At 37.3% G+C, this 15,838-nt stretch carries 21 protein-coding genes; 13 read left to right on the top strand and 8 right to left on the bottom strand.

Features of this window, described 5'->3' with window-relative positions:
* Window positions 1–39 precede the first annotated feature (39 nt).
* Entirely contained in the window at window positions 40–348 is a 309-nt protein-coding gene (locus NSQ70_RS08980) for a DUF4870 domain-containing protein (RefSeq protein WP_007499277.1), read from the bottom strand.
* 384 nt (window positions 349–732) lie between these two features.
* On the opposite strand from NSQ70_RS08980, the gene NSQ70_RS08975 reads away from it, so the two are divergent.
* The 3 genes from NSQ70_RS08975 (at window position 733) to NSQ70_RS08965 (ending at window position 2,734) form a co-directional block, all read left to right on the top strand.
* Window positions 733–1,134, top strand: a complete 402-nt coding sequence (locus tag NSQ70_RS08975) for a MerR family transcriptional regulator (RefSeq protein WP_048002667.1) — start codon at window positions 733–735, stop codon at window positions 1,132–1,134.
* A 26-nt stretch (window positions 1,135–1,160) separates the two neighbouring features.
* Entirely contained in the window at window positions 1,161–2,087 is a 927-nt protein-coding gene (locus NSQ70_RS08970; protein WP_178896721.1) for an alpha/beta hydrolase, read from the top strand.
* Between the two features lie 224 nt (window positions 2,088–2,311).
* Window positions 2,312–2,734, top strand: coding sequence for a cytidine deaminase (locus NSQ70_RS08965; RefSeq protein WP_342502568.1), 423 nt, complete (start codon window positions 2,312–2,314; stop codon window positions 2,732–2,734).
* Between the two features lie 43 nt (window positions 2,735–2,777).
* Here NSQ70_RS08965 and NSQ70_RS08960 read toward each other — a convergent pair whose 3' ends face one another.
* The 3 genes from NSQ70_RS08960 to NSQ70_RS08950 all read right to left on the bottom strand — a co-directional run bounded on the left by NSQ70_RS08960 (window position 2,778) and on the right by NSQ70_RS08950 (window position 4,103).
* Window positions 2,778–3,545 carry a pentapeptide repeat-containing protein gene (locus NSQ70_RS08960; protein ID WP_342502567.1) on the bottom strand — a complete coding sequence of 256 codons (768 nt, stop codon included), beginning with the start codon at window positions 3,543–3,545 and terminating at the stop codon, window positions 2,778–2,780.
* A 93-nt stretch (window positions 3,546–3,638) separates the two neighbouring features.
* The gene (locus NSQ70_RS08955; RefSeq protein ID WP_135009131.1) at window positions 3,639–3,806 is read right to left on the bottom strand and encodes a YdhR family protein; all 168 of its coding nucleotides are present in this window, start codon (window positions 3,804–3,806) and stop codon (window positions 3,639–3,641) included.
* A 108-nt stretch (window positions 3,807–3,914) separates the two neighbouring features.
* On the bottom strand, window positions 3,915–4,103 hold the full coding sequence (locus tag NSQ70_RS08950) for a hypothetical protein (protein ID WP_041507201.1): 189 nt from the start codon (window positions 4,101–4,103) through the stop codon (window positions 3,915–3,917).
* Window positions 4,104–4,359: 256 nt separating this feature from the next.
* On the opposite strand from NSQ70_RS08950, the gene NSQ70_RS08945 reads away from it, so the two are divergent.
* The 5 genes from NSQ70_RS08945 to NSQ70_RS08925 all read left to right on the top strand — a co-directional run bounded on the left by NSQ70_RS08945 (window position 4,360) and on the right by NSQ70_RS08925 (window position 8,627).
* Window positions 4,360–5,529, top strand: coding sequence for an NAD(P)/FAD-dependent oxidoreductase (locus tag NSQ70_RS08945; RefSeq protein ID WP_342502566.1), 1,170 nt, complete (start codon window positions 4,360–4,362; stop codon window positions 5,527–5,529).
* Window positions 5,530–5,592: 63 nt separating this feature from the next.
* On the top strand, window positions 5,593–6,252 hold the full coding sequence (locus tag NSQ70_RS08940; protein ID WP_047946261.1) for a TetR/AcrR family transcriptional regulator: 660 nt from the start codon (window positions 5,593–5,595) through the stop codon (window positions 6,250–6,252).
* A 162-nt stretch (window positions 6,253–6,414) separates the two neighbouring features.
* A complete protein-coding gene (locus NSQ70_RS08935; protein WP_255835922.1) occupies window positions 6,415–7,065 on the top strand; it encodes a PAS domain-containing protein in 651 nt (216 codons plus the stop codon).
* 11 nt (window positions 7,066–7,076) lie between these two features.
* Window positions 7,077–7,451: a RidA family protein gene (locus tag NSQ70_RS08930; RefSeq protein WP_017367342.1), complete on the top strand. Its 375-nt coding sequence runs from the start codon at window positions 7,077–7,079 to the stop codon at window positions 7,449–7,451.
* Window positions 7,452–7,523: 72 nt separating this feature from the next.
* Window positions 7,524–8,627 (top strand): threonine synthase, encoded by a 1,104-nt coding sequence (locus NSQ70_RS08925; RefSeq protein ID WP_249855750.1) that lies wholly within the window; start codon window positions 7,524–7,526, stop codon window positions 8,625–8,627.
* Window positions 8,628–8,852: 225 nt separating this feature from the next.
* Here the strand turns inward: NSQ70_RS08925 and NSQ70_RS08920 are convergent, their stop codons facing one another.
* Window positions 8,853–9,197: a helix-turn-helix domain-containing protein gene (locus tag NSQ70_RS08920; protein WP_017359567.1), complete on the bottom strand. Its 345-nt coding sequence runs from the start codon at window positions 9,195–9,197 to the stop codon at window positions 8,853–8,855.
* 123 nt (window positions 9,198–9,320) lie between these two features.
* Here NSQ70_RS08920 and NSQ70_RS08915 point away from each other — a divergent pair, with 123 nt between their 5' ends.
* Window positions 9,321–9,902: an NAD(P)H-dependent oxidoreductase gene (locus NSQ70_RS08915; RefSeq protein ID WP_249855751.1), complete on the top strand. Its 582-nt coding sequence runs from the start codon at window positions 9,321–9,323 to the stop codon at window positions 9,900–9,902.
* A gap of 383 nt (window positions 9,903–10,285) precedes the next feature.
* Here the strand turns inward: NSQ70_RS08915 and NSQ70_RS08910 are convergent, their stop codons facing one another.
* Window positions 10,286–10,873, bottom strand: a complete 588-nt coding sequence (locus NSQ70_RS08910; protein WP_243173138.1) for a TetR/AcrR family transcriptional regulator — start codon at window positions 10,871–10,873, stop codon at window positions 10,286–10,288.
* A 226-nt stretch (window positions 10,874–11,099) separates the two neighbouring features.
* Between NSQ70_RS08910 and NSQ70_RS08905 the strand changes: the two genes are divergently transcribed.
* The 4 genes from NSQ70_RS08905 to NSQ70_RS08890 all read left to right on the top strand — a co-directional run bounded on the left by NSQ70_RS08905 (window position 11,100) and on the right by NSQ70_RS08890 (window position 13,817).
* On the top strand, window positions 11,100–11,744 hold the full coding sequence (locus NSQ70_RS08905) for an NAD(P)H-binding protein (protein WP_113747409.1): 645 nt from the start codon (window positions 11,100–11,102) through the stop codon (window positions 11,742–11,744).
* 127 nt (window positions 11,745–11,871) lie between these two features.
* Window positions 11,872–12,492, top strand: coding sequence for an NAD(P)H-dependent oxidoreductase (locus NSQ70_RS08900; protein ID WP_326241983.1), 621 nt, complete (start codon window positions 11,872–11,874; stop codon window positions 12,490–12,492).
* Window positions 12,493–12,617: 125 nt separating this feature from the next.
* Entirely contained in the window at window positions 12,618–13,373 is a 756-nt protein-coding gene (locus NSQ70_RS08895; protein WP_342502565.1) for a DsbA family oxidoreductase, read from the top strand.
* 150 nt (window positions 13,374–13,523) lie between these two features.
* Entirely contained in the window at window positions 13,524–13,817 is a 294-nt protein-coding gene (locus NSQ70_RS08890) for a VOC family protein (RefSeq protein ID WP_342502564.1), read from the top strand.
* Between the two features lie 237 nt (window positions 13,818–14,054).
* On the opposite strand, the gene NSQ70_RS08885 is transcribed toward NSQ70_RS08890, so the two are convergent.
* Entirely contained in the window at window positions 14,055–14,609 is a 555-nt protein-coding gene (locus tag NSQ70_RS08885; RefSeq protein ID WP_326378384.1) for a sugar O-acetyltransferase, read from the bottom strand.
* A gap of 2 nt (window positions 14,610–14,611) precedes the next feature.
* On the bottom strand, window positions 14,612–15,775 hold the full coding sequence (locus tag NSQ70_RS08880) for an isocitrate/isopropylmalate dehydrogenase family protein (RefSeq protein ID WP_342502563.1): 1,164 nt from the start codon (window positions 15,773–15,775) through the stop codon (window positions 14,612–14,614).
* Window positions 15,776–15,838 lie beyond the last annotated feature (63 nt).

Genomic DNA, 15,838 nt, shown 5'->3' with positions numbered 1-15,838 from the left:
AAACGGTTCTGCTCAATCACAGAACCGTTTTTCCATCTATTATTCTGAAAACACTTTAATGCCTTTCACAATGTTCCAAATGAAGAAGTAGATCGCCACAAGGAATGTCACAGCATACGTTGCAATTAAGAACGGACCAGCATGACTGATATCGTTCATGCCAAGTAAACCTGAACCGGCAATACCAAGACCGAAAATCAAATAAGGAATAATATGTGTCCATAGTGATTTTTTCGCATGGTATTTCACTTCGTCTTTTCCTAAGAAATAAACGATAATCGGAAATAGAAACGGTGCAAAAAAGATACTGAAGTAACATAATGAAGACAAAATTTTATTTTCTCTCAAAGCTTTTCACCTCTATGATTGATTTAGAAGAGGGGACCATTTGACTCATCCCTCAATTCCTTACAAACTCATTGTACAACCTCAACCTTAACTCGTATTAATCCGAACCTTACAGCAACCTTAAATATGTTAAACCATAAAATGATGATCGATATTTCCATTTATTTTTTCAGAAAAAAAGTTGACTTCACCCCCTCTGAATCTACAATCAGTAAAATCGAACCATTTGAAGATGTTCTACCCGGATGTTCAAGCTAGAGATCTCTTCGCTACAATCATTTGATAATAAAAGTTAGCCGAAAAATGTTTCACCTTGACCTTGAAGTGTAGTTCAACCTTTATAATGTACATATAGTAAAACAAAATAATAAAAAAGGAGTAACGATGGAGTTGATGACTAGAGGAGAACTTGCCAAAAAAACAGGAGTAAGTCCTGCCGCAATTCGTTACTATGAAGAGCACAACATATTACCTGCTCCAAGACGACGTTCAAACGGTTACAGATTCTATACAGACGACTATGTTGTGAAAATTCAATTGATCAAAGATGCGAAAACGCTCGGTTATTCATTAAAGGAAATAGCTGAAATTATGGACATGCTAAGTCAAGACATAGACCTTGATACCCTAAGACAAATTGTCCATCTTAAACATGAAGAAATTGAAAAGAAAATTAAAAGCCTTCGTCTCATTCAAGACCTTTTATCTAACTTATTAAAAACCCCTGAAAAGAAAGTACAAGTCTACCTGGAATCATTTCGTGTTCCAATGCAGGATGATCAATAAACCTATTGAGTGAAGGAGAGAAAAAAATGAGTGTAGAAATGTATCATGGTGAACGTTCTAAAGAAAGTATTCAATTTGAAACATTATTCGCTTCGCAAAGTAATAAAGAGAGTTTTTCCAGTATCGAACAGACAAAAAAATTTCTTGAGCAAAAAGGAATTGAAAATACGCAGCCTTATGCCATTGGGGATGATGTGAAGTTAATCAGTGAGGTACAAGAGCAGACATTCGAAGGCATGCAAGTTTTCACATTGAATGAACAAGCATCACAAAATCAAAAAGTCATTCTCTATCTACATGGTGGCGCATGGACAAATCAGCCTTTGAATGTCCATTGGTGGTTCATGGATAAAATGGCGCAATCACTAGGTGCGAAAGTAGTCGCTCCTATTTACCCAAAAGTACCTCATTATAGCAATCAGGATACGTATCCGAAAATGCTTAACCTATATAAAGACCTTCTGAAAACTGCCGGAAGTGCCAATCAATTGACGATCATGGGAGATTCAGCTGGCGGAAACATCTCACTTGGTCTTGCGCACCTTTTAAAGAAAGAGGATCTGCCGCAGCCGAAGGATATCGTGTTACTATCTGCGTGTGTGGATATGAGCATGAGCAACCCTCTCATATTTGAATACGCAAAAAAGGATCCGATTCTAGGTCATGAAGGAATGGAAGTCATCACAAAAATGTGGGCAGCTGATCAAAGTCTCACAGACCCATTGATTAGTCCCATTTACGGTGACTTTAAAGGGCTCGGGAAGATCACTCATTTTATCGGAACACATGATATGTTATATCCAGATGCCATAAAACTTGATGAAAAACTATCAGAACAAGGAATGGACATCAAAACCTTTGTTTATCCTGAAATGCTACATGTGTTTGTTGTCATGCCAATTCCAGAAGCGGCAGATGCTCTGAAGAAAATCATTCAAGTGATCAATCGTTAGGGATTCAGTTCACACCTAGAAAGGATACATGTTCTGGTGTAAATAGGCGAAAAGGCTGCTTACTTGAAAGCAGCCTTTTTCAATTGAATATGAAATACATTCAAAATGGCAATTCACTACAGATTAAACGGTCTTTTGGCTGGTTTGTAAAGGAGAGTGAAGTTCAGTTCATCACCTCATGTTTGGTATAATACATACGAGCAGTGAGGCGAAAGGGGAACGCAATGAAAACGTTTGATCTATCACAAGAAGATATCGAATTAATAGACGAAGCAAAAAAGAAGATTATCAGTCTTTATGAAGATGACAAGCATCATGTAGGGGCAGCGATCCGCATGAAAACAGGAGAAATCATATCAGCTGTCCATATAGAAGCCTATATCGGACGGGTAACTGTTTGTGCAGAAGCCATTGCGATTGGTAGCGCTTTATCGAATGGATACAAAGATTTTGATACAATTGTTGCAGTGAGACACCCTTATTCAGATGAAGAAGATAGAAGAATTAGGGTAGTCAGCCCTTGCGGCATCTGCCGAGAGCTCATTTCAGACTTTGGGCCAACATGTTTTGTCATCCTTGATATGGATGGGGAGCTGGTCAAGGTGAAAATCGAAGAACTCCTTCCGCTCAAATATACTCGAAACTGATGTACCACATAAAGATAAAATAGGAAAAGGGATGTAGCAAACGTTAAATGTGATCCTTGCTACATCCAAGATGACTGAAAAAGCGTTCAACAAAAGCGGCCCCATGTATGTTCTCCATATATTTCGTGTTAAAAATATACTGTTCCATTTGTTCAAGCTTCCGCAGACTCCGCACTAGTATTTTCCGATCATGGTCAGACAGAGTAGGATCATCATCTATCTTCTCTAAGGCCTTTTTCACACGTGCAGATACATGTTCAACATATAAATGGTGTTTGGATGCTGGCGGAATACATGCCGCTAGGTCACAGCCTATAAAACGAACACCATCAAGGGTGCAGTTTTCAAAATTGGCGATCAGCTTTTGTTTGCCATTTCCCTCAAACGTTATATCTATTAGCTTACCAGCAAAGGTACAATTGGCGATGTTCGCTGCCTGTAAAACACGGTCATTGAATCTACAATTAGAGAAAGTACAATCGATAAACGTAGCATTCTCCAATGTCATTCCCCTCATATCGCAGGAAGAAAATTCGCAATTGGTGAAGACGGCTTCGTTTTTGCCAATGCCCACAGAGCGCAAGTCTGAATGACTAAAAGTACAATGATCAATCGTACTACCGGCAAAAAATCTCGCATTCGTCAGATCACACGTATCAAATACAAGATGATCCAAGTGACAGCTCCAAAAAATAGGAGAACAAACATTTGAGTTGATGATCGTCGTTCTGCTGATTGTTTCGTTTTCATACCTGGCAACATCAGAAAATGTTTCGTTTTCTCCTGATATATCAGACTCAATTCTTCTCATCGCTATCACCCTATCATTTTTTCAGAATTTTTCACAATCATGATGTCCATTCAGCCAGTTCATTTTCTCTTAGCGCTTGTCTTTGACTCAAGATTATATCACAAAACGATATGCGTTTAATGGACCTTTTGTGATATGAGGAATGTCAGAATTCCTATTAAAGATTTTCGCATTGATGTCTATTATGCCAAAGCTAGTGATTCGTTTAGCGTGCATATCGTGATATGTTTCAGCGGTTTCTTTTGTTTTGAATAAGTAGATTCCCTATCGGGGTCAGCTTGTATACATTCTTTGACTGAACACTAAGGTAAATCACAAAAACCTAAACAAAATCCACCGTCATAAACAATGGGTATTTGTTTAGGTTTTTTAGCGATTGAATCGTTTTCGAAGAACTAGGCATGAGACAGCGAATACTACGAAAGCGCCCGCTGATCCAGCAGCAAACACCAACTCAAATTGTTCAGGTTTCGGTTTGAATAACAAAGGGACTGAAAGAATGAGCGCAGCACCACTAAAGCTTAATCCTAATATCAACATGGCCAATAATTTATTCATAGAAACACCTCTTACACTTAGAGTGAGAACAATGGAGACCTACTGATCTAAGTATCATTGTTATGATTCGACAACCTTTAACCGTCCTAAATGGAGTGTATCATATGATGGTGGGCGATTGGTTTCTTTTCATGAAAACACAATCGTACAACAAACAATTTTAAACGAACACTGTTCGTAAAGAACAGTGTTCGTTATAATATAAATGAAATGAAATTTAAAACGCTTTCCACAAAGGGATGAGGAGATGCAGAAGATGACGTCATTATCTAAGAATCAAAAGCAAATCGCTATCATTGGAGGAGGACCTGGGGGACTAACACTTGCCTTAATTTTGCAAAATTACGGTATACAAACAACCATCTATGAACGGGAGATGCATGACAAGAGCCTTGAACGAGGGGGCTCACTGGATATTCACGAAGAAACAGGTCAAAAAGCCTTAAAAGAAGCAGGAGTTTATGAGAAATTTCAAAGGAATGCCCGCTATGAAGGGGAAGATTTCCGATTACTTGATAAATCAGGAAGAATTTATTTAGATGAAGAAACGGAATCAGATCAAAAAGGTACTCGCCCGGAAATTGATCGTGGTGTGTTATGTGAACTACTATTAGAACAAATTGATGCTGAAACCATCAAATATGGATATAAACTAGAAAGATGCGTTTCATTAGAAAGTGGTATGACCGAGCTTCATTTTGAAAACAGAGTTGTCGAAACAGTTGACCTTTTGATTGGGGCTGATGGTGCTTTTTCTCGTGTGCGTCCTCTGTTAACAGATATTGAGATTGAATACTCTGGGCTCACGATGCTAGAACTGAATGTCTTAAGCGTAGAGGAGAACCACCCTGATTTAGCTGAATTTAATAAACGAGGTAAGATGTTTGCTTTGGCAGACCACAAAGGACTGATTGGGCAGTTAAACGGAGATGGCCGAATCAAAGTGTACGCAAGCTTCATGGTAGAACGCAATTGGATCGAGACTTGTGGTATACCGTTTCATCAAGCGAAAGAAGCAAAAGAACAATTATTAGCGTTATTTAGTGATTGGGATGATCAGCTGAAAAACTATATTCGTTATGCAGAAGATGCCATCATTCCAAGGCGGATCTATACGCTTCCTACCGGTTTTAAATGGAATCGTCATAAAGGAGTAACGCTTATCGGTGATGCAGCTCACGTCATGTCGCCATTCGCAGGCGAGGGTGTGAACATGGCGATGTTTGATGCAAGGGAGCTAGCACTTGCTATTGTCCGACATCCTCATCATATTGAAAAGGCGATTGAAGAATACGAAGACATGATGTACGAATATTCATCAGAAAAAGCGCATGAATCGGAGAATAGTTTAAAACTGTGTTTTTCAAAAGATGCTGCGATCAAGCTTGCAAATATGATGAATTCTTTTCAAAAGGATGATGATTGATGCTCAATTTACTATTTTACTTTGACATGTTATAAAGAGAGTATGAACAATTCAAATTGTCGTATGATAAGTCGCCGGTCTCGGCCGGCTAAAGAACCCTTAAGCCGTGAGCTTATTGTGAAAACGGCCTATGAGCTTCTTAAGGAGCAAGGAATAGAGGGCATGAGTATGCGTAAGGTGGCTAAAGCATTGGATACGGGACCTGCATCCTTGTATGTCTACGTGAATAATGTTCAAGAACTCAGTGCTTTCGTTTTGGATTATGGTCTCGGACAAATGGTTTATCCAGATTCAGAGGATGGCACATGGAAAGAACAGTTATTCGACATATTGCATACTTATTTCCTACTGCTATTCGAAAAACCGGGTCTCGCTGAAATTTCTCTTTCCACCATTCCACAAGGAACGAACTTTCTTCAATTGACCGAACGTATTCTCGCTGCATTGCATGAAGGCGGGATCAAATCTACATCCGCAGCATGGGGAGTAGACCTATTGCTGTTATACGTATCTTCTGTAGCTTACGAAAAGGTCTCTTGGAAGAAACAAGGCTCTTCACAGATTTCAGACACAAAAAAAGCATTTCTTCAAGCAGACAAAACGCAGTTTCCTTTCATTCATCGTGTAAAAGAAGAAATGTTTGCAGGTGATACCGTATCAATGGAACGATTCCGATGGGGAATTGACGTCATTTTGTATGGAATCCAGCAGGAAGACAATTAGAAAGGAGCATAAGCAAAAAGCAGTCAATGGCTGCTTTTTTTATATGGTGATTTTCATATTTGTGATCTTGTGAGCATTATAATATATAAATAAATCTATATATTGTTTTTATATATAAAAAATTATATAATCTAGTGGAATAAAAAAATGAGGTGCTTAGGCATGGAACATATTAAAAAGTTATTAGAGAGTTATATTCCTTTAGCAAAATCTACTGCAAAAATGTTTGGACCAAATTGTGAAGTGGTGATTCATGATTTAACAAATCCTCAAGCATCTGTCATGTTTACAGTAAATAACCATGTGACAGGAAGAGAAATCGGCCAATCATTTGATCATCTAGTCAAGACTGTATTACAATCAGAAGATTTTAAAGAAGATTATCTGGCTGGTTATACATTTGTAACAGAAGATAAGCGTACGATTCGTTCTTCGACTTCATTAATACGTGATTCAAAGCAAAAAGTGATCGGTGCTTTCTGTATCAATTTTGATGTTGAAGCACTGAATCAAATGCAGCAATTTATGGATACTTTTCTTACTACACAGGTGGAAGCTCAAGAGAAAGAAACAACATCAAATGATGAACTTGGAAATGTGGAAGAAATAGTAGATCAATTGATTCAACAAATCATTCAAAACAGTGTTCACCCAGTCATGAAACGTCATGAAAAAATTGAACTAATCAAATTTATGGATGAAAAGGGCATTTTTTTAATGAAAGGATCTGTTGAGAAGGTCGCATCTATGTTAGGTATTTCCAAAGTAACCGTCTATAGCTATTTGGATGAAATCAAAAATAAATCGAGGTAAGGAGTGTCAACATGGAAAGCATACTCGAGGTAGGAAATCTAAAATCAAACGGACACTATGCATTCGCAACCATTCATCAAAACACGGTCTATGTGTCGGGACAATTTGCCATCAATCCTGAAACGACAGAAAAAGAGTTCGGCCCCATTGAAAAAGAGACATTACAAGCGCTTAAGAATGTAGAGATGATTGTAGAGGCTGCTGGAAGTCAAAAAGAAAAGATTTTGCGCATGACATTATACATTTCAGATATTGAATTATGGGACAAAGTAGATGCGGTTTATACCGAATTTTTCGGTGAACATAAACCAGCTCGTACGATTGTACCAACGAATGAATTACATTTTGGTTTCAAAATTGAAATGGATGCCATTGCATATATTTAGAATATTTTTTTGACCACCCTATATAAAAAATTATATTTTATATAAAAAAATATTCAAAGGGGCAGATGAAGAATGAATCAATTAATTTGTAACCATTGCGGGGAAAAATATGAGATGACACCAACTCTATGGAAATGTGATTGTGGTGGAGTATTAAATCTAGTGAAAGATACCCCGAAAATAGACGTCACAGCTTGGGATCACTATCCAAATTCATTATGGCGTTATGTTGAAACCATGCCATTTCCAAAAGATTCTAAGACGTGGGAAACTGTGACAATGGGCGAGGGCCAATCTCCTTTAATCGTTCTCGATTCTAATGAGCCAAACACTTATGTAAAAGTTGAGTATATGATGCCGACACTATCATTTAAAGACCGTGGAGCAGCTGTGTTAATGACAAAAGCTAAGGAATTAGGGGTAACAAAAGTCATTGCTGATAGCAGCGGGAATGCAGGAACGGCAATTGCTGCGTATGCGGCGCGTTGTGGTATTGCCTGTGACATCTATCTAAGTGATCAAACATCACCTAAAAAAGTCGCTCAAATAAAAGCCCACGGAGCAACGATTAAAGAAATTCATGGTACACGAGAGGACATTGCAGCTGCGGCCCAAAAGGCAGTAGACGAAGAAAACGTTTTTTATGCAAGCCATGTCTATAACCCTTATTTTTTCGAAGGTACAAAAACATACGCCTATGAAATCTATGAGCAACTAAAAGGAGCACCGGATGCTTTAATCATTCCGGTTGGAAACGGCACTCTGCTGCTCGGTGCATATTATGGCTTTAGAGAGTTATTCGAAAATGGTCTCATTCATAAAATACCGAAAATTATTGCCGTACAAGCAAAGAACTGCGCACCCCTTGTGAAAGCCTATCAAAATGAAGAAGAATCAGCATCACCTGTCACAAATAAAGGGACCGTAGCAGAAGGGATCGCTATTGCTGCCCCGGCTCGCTCCAAACAAATTTTAGAAGCTGTATACAAGACGAATGGTACGTTTATTGATATTGAAGAAGAAGAAATTATACATGCACGCTCTAAACTGAGTGAGAAAGGATTTTATGTCGAAGTGACATCTGCCATCAATTTTGCTGGCTACATGAAATATCAAAAGGAATCAGAAGAAACCATTATCATACCTCTTTGTGGGGCAGGGATTAAATCAAAATAACCTTAGGACTCTGGTAGAAAGATGTTTGTAAGACCGTTGCAGTTAGATTACGTCAACTGATTCACAATTGGCCTGATGATGATATAGATAAGAAGAACGCTCTCTATCTGGCAGAAGAATGGAGTTAGCACATCAACAAAATGAGGCAATCAGATTGATATAAGATGAGAAGAAAGCTACTTTAAAAAGCATGTTTAAACCGTAGTAGCTTTCTTTCCACTCTACCTAATTATTTTTCATTTGTTCCTCTCCCCAATAACATATCTCATCTAATACAGGCATCAGTGATAACCCCTTTTCAGATAAACTATATTCTACTTTTGGAGGCACTTGGGGATATTCTTTACGATGAATTAAGTGATCCGCTTCAAGCTCTTTTAGTGTATTGGTTAATGTTTTAAAAGAAATCGTTCCGAGCTTACGTTTCAGCTGATTATAGCGAACAGGACCATCGTTTGAATATAAAGCATACAGAACTGGCATTTTATATTTCCCACCAATTAATGACAAAGTATACCCAAAACCAGTATCTTTTAGCTCAGCTTTCGTCTGGAAGGACTCCTCATTCATTTTATACTCTCCTTTGGGTTAGTATCGCACTTTGATTACCGTACTTGTAGTATGTTATAGCATACAATAAAATGAATGTACATCAAAAAATGATGCAAAACTCAGAAAAAGGGTGAATGAATAATGAAAACGATTGTCTATGCACATCCTTGGGATGGAAGCTATAATCATGCCATTTTGACTTCCATAACAGAAAAATTAGAAACAAAGAGAGAACCGTTTCAAGTAATCGATTTATATAAAGATGGATTTAATCCTGTTTTTACAGCTGAAGAATTAAAGCATTTTCATAAAGGAGAAACGCCTTATTCATTAGTGAAGGATTATCAAGAAAAATTAAAACAGTCAACAGAATTGGTATTTATATTCCCAGTCTGGTGGTGGGACTTACCTGCTATGTTAAAAGGATTTATTGATAAAGTGATGTTAAGCGGTTTCGCATTCATTGAAGATCAAAACACTGGTACTTTGAAAGGTTTATTGACAAATATAAAAAAAACAACCGTTATCTCAACATCAACTACAGATAAAGAGTATATAGAATCTGAAGCTGGAAATGCTATTCAAAGCGTTTTCATTGACAGAACGCTAGCTGATTTGGGATTGAAAAATGAATCCACGAAATGGATTCATTTTTCTAGAGTGAACTTAACAACAGATGAAAAGAGAAAGCAATTTTTAAAAGAAATATCCCAGATTATTTGATTTACAGTACAACAAATAAGGCCCATCTTCTACGACCGATTTAATTTATTGAGAAGGTCGTAGAAGTTTTGAAATTTGAAAGAGGTGAGATTTAGACAAAGGATAGACTTGTACAAGAAGGTAAATGTAGATCCATTGTATGATCTGATAAACAATAGCCGTATAAGAATCCCACTATTTAAAGTAAAGCTTTATAACTTTAGTGCTACACGTTTCAGCAGACTCTTTATCACCAGTCATTTAAGCAACAACAAATCGAGCCTGCCTAATTGACCTCTTGCACTCCTCCAAATACCCCATTATTTAAATCCATACCATTTCTGTGTTTTTTTAATATTTTTTATAGCACTGCCGGCTCAAGCAGATTGTTAACATCATTTTCATTAAAAATAATACTGACTCATACCATTTCTAAAGATAGGCAGTGTCTTAGTCACTAGCTCTTCTGATGAAATAAGTCTTCCATCCTTATTCCATGTGTATGCAGCTCCGTATATCCCCCAACTTAGCATAGTAGATAGGGTTGTTACCATTTGTTTATCCTCTAATTCGATGATGTTGTTAGTTCCTTTTAGCATAAGATCAGCTATTAGTTTCTGTAACTCCTCTTTAATTTTACTTTCGATAATAGTTCCTAAAGAATGATAACCTTTGGGACATAGGTCGCTTATCTCTTTATGGTGATCACACATGGCTAGAAAAATATTTGCAATGACTTTTTCATTGAATCCATCGTGATCATTGAGTCTTTTTTTCAATTTGTCTGTAAATGTATTGGTGATTGTAGAATGTAACAAATCAAATTTATCGTCAAAGTGCGCATAAAATGTAGCGCGGTTAATAGTAGCCTTTTCTGTGATATCACGTACCGTTATATGGTTGAAATCTTTTTCACTAGCTAACGAAAGAAAAGAGTCTACAATCAACTGTCTTGTACGAAGGATTCTCGGATCTTTTTTTGGCATAATCATTTTTTCTTCTCCTTTTAGGGTTCATCATCTTGTCTAAAAACGACAATACATATAGAAGTGTTGCGTAAACTACATATTGGCTATTTTGGTTATTGTTTATTATTCTTTTTCATCTTATCATCAATTATACAACGCGCGTTGCTTAAATAACACATGTTATTACGAAAGATTTTTGATCAAGGAAATCATTGTGATCATTTTGAATAACAAAAGGAGATAGACGACCATGAACATCACTATTTTTGGTGCAACTGGTGCAATCGGTCAACTTTTAACACAGTTTGCATTAGAAAACGGAGATTTCGTTACGGTATATGTTAGAAACCCTGAGAAAATCAAGCAAAAGCATTCGAATTTACGCATTGTAACGGGTGAACTAACGAACACTTCAGCTATTGAAACGGCAGTTTCAGAAGCTGATGTCGTGATAAGCACCTTAGGTCCCGGCATTGATTTATCTCGAAAACAAAAAGGTACACCGATCGCCGACGGACATAACCGAATTGTCAAAGCGATGAAGAAGTTCACCAAAAAAAGGTTGATTACACTCGCGACGCCAGCCTTGCAATCTGAAGACGATAAGAAAAGCTTATCGACGATATTGCCAAGAATATTGCCTAAACTTCTCATGCCAAATGGTTATGCCGAAATGAAGAAGATAGGAGAACTGATTAAACAATCGAACCTGGATTGGACAGTCGTTCGAATCATTAATCCTAATATCAAATACAACGGGCAATCTTACGGTTATTCATTCGGCGATCAGCCAGCTAAAATGTCCGTATCTAGGGAAAATGTCGCTAAACTCATGTATGACGCTGCTAGGCAACCCCAATTAATCGGAAAAATGCCCATTGTTTATAATCATTAAATGAGCTTTTTGTATGAGGTTGTTGATTCAGCAGAAATTATAGGAATCATTTAGAGTCATACCAAAATATTGCGTGTGAATTCTTTTTATAAGTATTCAAAATCAAAATCATAAAGGGGAAATGATCATGTCAAAAGTATTATTTGTTAAAGGAACACCTCAAAGTGAGGAACAATCAAGAAGTACGCAAGTTGCTAGAGCATTTATCAATGAATATAAGGAAGTAAATCCAACAGATGAAATAATAGAAGTAGATGTCTATTATGCAAATGTGCCATTAATCGATGCTGATTTTTTAACTGGACAAAAGAAGTTAAGAAGTGGGGAAGTGCTAACAGATGTTGAAGCACAAAAAATAGAAGCAGTGAATGCATTCACAAAGCAATTTATGGAAGCAGATAAATACATCATTCAGTCTTCAATGTGGAATTTAGGAATTCAACCTTTATTAAAAGCCTATTTTGATACAATCATGAGTGCTGGAAAAACGTTTAAATATACTTCAGAAGGTCCAGAAGGATTGATGAAAGGGAAAAAAGCAATCCATATTCATGGTATGGGAGGATTTTATTCGCAGGCAATTGGAATGGAACATTCCGATTCTTACGTAAGAGGTGCGCTAAAGTTTGTTGGAATTGAAGTGGAACCAACGATTTTTGTTGAAGGTATTGACTATGATCCAACTAGAGAAGAAGAAATTGTTACTTCAACAATTGAAAAAGCAAAAGCGGTAGCACGAACGTTTTAAAAAAAGCATTGGTGGGATTAGTTAAAAAGATTTTAATTAACATCATCCCACCTCGCACGTTCAAAAGCGTAATAAAGAAGAATAGACAAAATACATTCATCAAAATCATAAAGGGGGAACATATGATGAAAGTAGAAATTTGGTCTGATTTTGTTTGCCCGTTTTGTTATATTGGCAAACGTCAATTTGAAATAGGGTTAGAACAGTTTGAACATAAAGAAGAGGTAGAAGTCGTATTTCGACATTTTCAATTAGATCCATATGCGAAAAAAAATACAGGAATGGATATCCATCAAGTATTATCCTCTAAGCATGGTGTCCCATATGAAAAAGCAAAAGTACTGAACAATCAATTGAAACAGAAAGCAAAAGAGGTTGGTTTAGATTATCAATTTGATACAATGATTCCTACGAATTCATATGATGCACTTCGTCTTTCTTATTATGCAAAAGAGAAAGGGAAGATTCGGGAGTTTATGGAGCGTATTTTGAAAGCTCATTTCACAGATTCACTAGATATCGGTGATCACGCAACACTTGCTCAACTTACAAGTGAAATAGGTCTTGATGGCAACGAAGCTTTGGATGTTTTATCAAATGATCAATATAGCGAGAATATCGCAGCTGATAGAGCCGAGGGATCTAAAATTGGGATTCAGGGCGTTCCCTTTTACGTTGTGAATGATAAATATGTCATCTCAGGAGCACAACCTAGCGAAGTGTTTTTAGAAACATTACAACAGGTATGGAAAGAAGAGTACGCGAATCGTAAGGTTGAAGAGCATAAATTAGAGTCGTCGCTCGATGATGATTGTTCAGATGGAACATGTAAATTAATGGATATTCAAAAAAGATTCAGAAATCACAAAAGAATATTATAGTATTTCAAGGCACAGGTATTGTTGTTCTAAATCTTGCAGTAGTGCACTTGACTTGTATTGAACCTAATTGGTGCTCGTGTGATATAGCTGCTTTAAATACCACTTTATTATGAATCATTTACTTCCAAAAAATCAAAGGGGTTTAGCGATATGAAAAATACAATTTTCCAAGGCACAATCGAGCATTCAGGATTTGTAGTACCCGATATCGAAGTAGCAGTTGAATTCTTCACTCATATTTTGGGTTTTGAAGTCTTGTTCCGGCCAGGACGGATGCAGTTTGAGGACGATAGTTTAAAAAGATACTTTGGGGTTCACGAACAGTCAATTGTAGAAGGGGCGGCATTTTTGCAATATGGCGGTAGAAAGATTGAATACAACTTCATGGGGGATGGAGATTCAAATAATGGAATTACCCCAAAAACCTTTATGACCTATTTTTGAAACAGTTTGCTGAGACTGGAAAATAATGCTGCTTTTGAGTCAATTGAATATAAAATCTAATAATAAAGAGGATCAAGTCAAAGGTTCTCTTTTTTGCATTAATTAATATCTAGTTTACATAATATATATTCTAGGAAGTTAAATAACAATTGAATTTTCTTTGTCTCATTATTAAGTATACTTATCTTATTGAGATAAAACAAAAAATGAAAATCCAACGGTTGATTCGTCAGATTTTCATTCCTCTAAATGTTTTAAGATTTTTGCAGGATTCCCGCCAACAATCACATTTGCCGGAACATCTTTTGTCACAACAGATCCTGATGCAATGACAGCATGATCTCCGATTGTCACACCTGGATTGATAATGGCGCCGCCGCCAATCCACACATGATGTCCAATTGTGACTGGTTTGCCGAATTCAATACCTGTTTGACGTTCTTCTGGATTTAACGGATGTCCAGCTGTGTATATATGTACATTCGGACCTAACAAACAATGATCTCCAATTGTAATCTTGCAAACATCTAATAACACAGCATCAAAATTTGCAAAAAAATGCTCACCAACCTCGATATTGTATCCATAATCACATTGTATTCTGCCTTCAAATACCACATCATCTCCGCAAGCGCCTAAAAGCTCCTTTAAAATGGCCTTTCTCTGTGATGGCTCATTTGTTTGCTGATAGGCAAATGTCAATTGTCGCGCTTTTGCTCGATCTGCCATCAATGTGTGATCATTTGGGTGATAGTATTCTCCCTTGATCATCTTTTCTTTTTCTGTTTTCATGTTCATCTCCCTTTTATTGAAACTTCATTCATCGTTTGAATGAATGCCTCGGTGAATTGTGTTGTCGTCTCATTTCCTCCTAAATCCTTCGTTTTCAAGTTCTTTTTTAAGGTCTCATCAAGAGTATGTTCGATCAGACTGGCTGTCTGTTTTAACCTTTCATCTTGATATTTCACATGCAGCCAGTTACAAAGCATCACTGTAGAAAGAATCATGCCCATTGGATTGGCGGTATTTTGACCAGCTATATCAGGTGCTGAACCATGTGCCGCCTGTGCCATCGCTTGATTTTCGTTGCAATTTAATGAGGGTGCCATTCCTAAACTGCCGACTAGTTCCCCTGCAAGATCAGATAAAATGTCGCCAAACATATTTTCTGTCACAATCACATCAAAATCACCTGCACGTCTCACTAAATGAGCAGCCATCGCATCAATATGAATATCCTCAACCTCCACTTGTGGATATGCTTTCGCTACCTCTTGACATGTTCGTAAAAACAAGCCAGATCCTAATTTGATCACGTTCGCTTTATGAACAATGGTGACTTTCCCCCTCCTCTCCACTGCACGTTGAAAAGCTGCGTGGGCAATACGGGTAATTGCTTTTTTTGTAAACACACCTGTAGATATGGCGACATCTGGTGTAATCATCCACTCTCCTGTCCCCTGATACATATTCCGGTCTGGATAAAAGCCTTCTGTATTTTCTCGAAAAATGACAAGGTCGACGCCACTGGCAACGCTTTTCACACCTGGCAGCGATTGCGATGGACGAATATTTGCAAATAAATCAAATGTATGACGCAGTTCTCCACTTGGATTTCTTCTTTCTTTCAATTGATCAGGATATGAAGCTGAATCATGAGGTCCTAATATCCAGCCATGGCATTTTTTCAAGGCGGCTATAGTAGAAGCTGGCACTGGATCTTGATGAGAATGAATGGCTTCAGCACCGATAGGACACTCTACAAATTCCACAAATGGTTCATTGAACTGTGACAACGCTGTCTTTAAAATACGCATACTAGAATCAACAATTTCCGGTCCAATCCCGTCTCCCTTTAAAATACCTATTCGATATGACATATGTATCGCCCCTTTTGTCTTTATTCTATCAAAGAATGATGAAGTTGGAATATTTTCTTCATGATGATCCTCCCTCATGTTATTTACGAATCAAGAAGTCTCCTTTATAATCGAGTAGATTTGTTCTGTATGACTACATAG

Source organism: Bacillus sp. FSL R5-0397 (genome assembly GCF_038593395.1).
GTDB classification, from domain to species: Bacteria; Bacillota; Bacilli; order Bacillales; family Bacillaceae; genus Bacillus; species Bacillus altitudinis.
Note: the sequence above shows the minus strand (reverse complement) of the source record. Positions and strands in the feature narration are given on the sequence as shown.

Coding starts and splice junctions, on each gene's coding strand:
- NSQ70_RS08895 (WP_342502565.1), top strand. CDS start 12,618: ATGAAAGTAGAAATTTGGTCTGATTTTGTTTGCCCGTTTTGTTATATT.
- NSQ70_RS08880 (WP_342502563.1), bottom strand. CDS start 15,775: ATGAGGGAGGATCATCATGAAGAAAATATTCCAACTTCATCATTCTTT.
- NSQ70_RS08925 (WP_249855750.1), top strand. CDS start 7,524: ATGAATCAATTAATTTGTAACCATTGCGGGGAAAAATATGAGATGACA.
- NSQ70_RS08950 (WP_041507201.1), bottom strand. CDS start 4,103: ATGAATAAATTATTGGCCATGTTGATATTAGGATTAAGCTTTAGTGGT.
- NSQ70_RS08965 (WP_342502568.1), top strand. CDS start 2,312: ATGAAAACGTTTGATCTATCACAAGAAGATATCGAATTAATAGACGAA.
- NSQ70_RS08930 (WP_017367342.1), top strand. CDS start 7,077: ATGGAAAGCATACTCGAGGTAGGAAATCTAAAATCAAACGGACACTAT.
- NSQ70_RS08890 (WP_342502564.1), top strand. CDS start 13,524: ATGAAAAATACAATTTTCCAAGGCACAATCGAGCATTCAGGATTTGTA.
- NSQ70_RS08945 (WP_342502566.1), top strand. CDS start 4,360: ATGACGTCATTATCTAAGAATCAAAAGCAAATCGCTATCATTGGAGGA.
- NSQ70_RS08970 (WP_178896721.1), top strand. CDS start 1,161: ATGAGTGTAGAAATGTATCATGGTGAACGTTCTAAAGAAAGTATTCAA.
- NSQ70_RS08900 (WP_326241983.1), top strand. CDS start 11,872: ATGTCAAAAGTATTATTTGTTAAAGGAACACCTCAAAGTGAGGAACAA.
- NSQ70_RS08935 (WP_255835922.1), top strand. CDS start 6,415: ATGGAACATATTAAAAAGTTATTAGAGAGTTATATTCCTTTAGCAAAA.
- NSQ70_RS08975 (WP_048002667.1), top strand. CDS start 733: ATGGAGTTGATGACTAGAGGAGAACTTGCCAAAAAAACAGGAGTAAGT.
- NSQ70_RS08920 (WP_017359567.1), bottom strand. CDS start 9,197: ATGAATGAGGAGTCCTTCCAGACGAAAGCTGAGCTAAAAGATACTGGT.
- NSQ70_RS08905 (WP_113747409.1), top strand. CDS start 11,100: ATGAACATCACTATTTTTGGTGCAACTGGTGCAATCGGTCAACTTTTA.
- NSQ70_RS08885 (WP_326378384.1), bottom strand. CDS start 14,609: ATGAAAACAGAAAAAGAAAAGATGATCAAGGGAGAATACTATCACCCA.
- NSQ70_RS08915 (WP_249855751.1), top strand. CDS start 9,321: ATGAAAACGATTGTCTATGCACATCCTTGGGATGGAAGCTATAATCAT.
- NSQ70_RS08940 (WP_047946261.1), top strand. CDS start 5,593: ATGATAAGTCGCCGGTCTCGGCCGGCTAAAGAACCCTTAAGCCGTGAG.
- NSQ70_RS08910 (WP_243173138.1), bottom strand. CDS start 10,873: ATGATTATGCCAAAAAAAGATCCGAGAATCCTTCGTACAAGACAGTTG.
- NSQ70_RS08960 (WP_342502567.1), bottom strand. CDS start 3,545: ATGAGAAGAATTGAGTCTGATATATCAGGAGAAAACGAAACATTTTCT.